The organism is Streptomyces tropicalis (genome assembly GCF_029269835.1).
GTDB classification, from domain to species: domain Bacteria; phylum Actinomycetota; class Actinomycetes; order Streptomycetales; family Streptomycetaceae; genus Streptomyces; species Streptomyces tropicalis.
Genome location: NZ_JARJBB010000083.1, coordinates 1 through 2,232 on the forward strand (window position 1 = coordinate 1; position 2,232 = coordinate 2,232).

At 67.7% G+C, this 2,232-nt stretch carries 2 protein-coding genes; one reads left to right on the plus strand and one right to left on the minus strand.

Annotated features, from left to right (window positions below):
• The first annotated feature begins 87 nt into the window (after positions 1-87).
• Positions 88-1,221 carry an IS630 family transposase gene (locus P3H78_RS33075; RefSeq protein ID WP_276112869.1) on the plus strand — a complete coding sequence of 378 codons (1,134 nt, stop codon included), beginning with the start codon at positions 88-90 and terminating at the stop codon, positions 1,219-1,221.
• Here P3H78_RS33075 and P3H78_RS33080 read toward each other — a convergent pair.
• Entirely contained in the window at positions 1,186-1,971 is a 786-nt protein-coding gene (locus P3H78_RS33080; RefSeq protein ID WP_276112870.1) for a class I SAM-dependent methyltransferase, read from the minus strand. The two genes, P3H78_RS33075 and P3H78_RS33080, sit on opposite strands and share 36 nt — an antisense overlap.
• Between the last annotated feature and the right edge of the window lie 261 nt (positions 1,972-2,232).

The following is a 2,232-nucleotide window of genomic DNA, read 5'->3' on the forward strand; positions in this document are numbered from 1 at the left end:
CTAGTGCCGCATCAGACAACGTTCGCCTCGTTGTGACGCGCCGTCCGGCTACGGGCCGGGACGGCGCGCGTCGGCCATGCTGTCCTGGTGGCTGAACGGGTTCGGGTGCGGGAGATCGACGACGACGAGGGCCAGAGGCTGCTGCGGATCATCCGCCGCGGCACCGGGTCCGTGGTGACCTGGCGGCGGGCCCAGATGGTGCTGCTGTCCGCGCAGGGCATGCCCGTCGACAAGATCGCGACGGTGACGTTCACCAGCCCGGACCGCGTCCGCGACGTCCTGCACAACTTCAATGCCGACGGCTTCGACTCGCTCTACCCGAAGTACAAGGGCGGGCGCCCCAGGACGTTCACGCTGCCCGAGCGTCGCGAGATCAAGAAGACCGCCAAGTCCAAGCCGGCCGAGCACGGCCTGCCCTTCTCGACCTGGAGCCTGGTCAAGCTGGCCGACTTCCTGGTCGCCGAGGGGGTGGTCGACGACATTAGCCACGAGGGCCTTCGGGTCCTGCTCCGCGAGGAGGGCGTCTCCTTTCAACGCGTGAAGACCTGGAAGTCCTCGAACGACCCCGACTACGCCCCGAAGAAGGCCCGAGTCGAGCACCTCTACGCGATCGCCGACGGCGAGGTCGTCCCCGAGGAAGGCGAGCCCGAAGTCATCTTCTGCATGGACGAGTTCGGCCCGCTCAACCTCCAGCCCCACCCCGGACGCCAGTGGGCCGAGCGCGGCGGCAAGCACAAAGACCCCGATCGCGAGCCACGGCCCCGACGCCGTGCGACCTACACCCGCCCGCACGGTGTCCGGCACCTGTTCGCCGCCTACGACCTGGGCAAAGATCAGCTGTACGGCCACGTTAAGAAGACCAAGAACCGCTCCAAGTTCCTGGAGTTCTGCCGCTACCTGCGCTCCCTGCACCCCGTCGGGAAGCGCATCGCGATCGTGTGTGACAACTACTCGCCGCACCTGACCACGAAGCGGTGTCGCCGGGTCGCCAACTGGGCCGAGGCGAACAACGTCGAGATCGCCTACACCCCGACTAACTCCTCATGGCTGAACCGGATCGAGGCCCAGTTCACCGCCCTGCGCTACTTCACCCTCGACGGCACCGACCACGCCAGCCACAAGGAGCAGGGCAGCATGATCCGCCGCTACATCATCTGGCGGAACAAGCATGCCGAGGACGAGTGCCTACGCGAAGTCGTCACCAGGGCGAACGTCGCCTGAGGCAGCCGCACTCCGACGGAACAACGCGGTCCACAGGAAGGTCACGCCGAATAGTGCTGACTCGGGAGGCTCCTCCCGCATGCGGCGCAGTTCCACCTCCACCAGGTCGGAGAAGATCCAGCGCAGTGTTTCGGGCGTGTAGGCGAGGCCACCCTGCAGGTCGCGCCGACGGTAGAGGTCCGCGTCGGCGAGCTCCGACCCCATGCCCTGCTCGCCGGCGGCGAAGCTGGTGAGCGCGAGATGGCCGCCGGGGGCCAGGATGCGGTCGAGAAGGGCCAGGTAGCTGACCCGGCGGTGGGGCGGCAGGTGGTGGAAGCACCCTGAGTCGACGACCAGGTCGTACGGACCGCTCAACTCGGCGGCAGGGAGGACGAAAGCGTCACCGCACAGGAAGCGGACGTCGCCCCCGGCCTCGTGAGCCCGGTCCTCACCCCAGGCGACGGCCACCGGGGAGAGGTCGACGGCGTCCACCTCGAAGCCGCGCGAGGCGAGGTACAGGGCATTGCGGCCCGCCCCGCACCCCAGGTCCAGGGCCCGGCCGGGAGCGATCAGACCCTGGTCGAGGTAGGCGGCCAGGTTCTCGTCCGGCTTCGACACGAAGAACGGGACCGTCCTTGACCGGTCGGCGTAGAAGCGATCCCAGAAGTCCTTGCCGTCACCCGTCGCCAGGCGGCCGGCCTCGGATTCAGATGCGAAGAGCCCGTCCAAGAGCGCGAGAACGTCCTCGACGGTGCGTACGGTCCGGTCCATCCGGCCCCCCTTTCGACCGGGGTCGACCGTAGGGGCGAGGATGATAAAAGACCAGGTCATACGGCATGCGGCGACGACTGGAATGGGCTGCTGCGAGCCCCGGAGGGCACCGGCAAGCAACCCACTCCAGACCCGGACCCTGCATCCGCTCAGCCGTCCATCAGGAGCCAGGATGGGACCTTCCAGGGCTCCGGCGAGGACACTATTTTGACGAGTTTTCCAGCGGCGCTACAGGGCGAACGTTGTCTGATGCGGCACTAG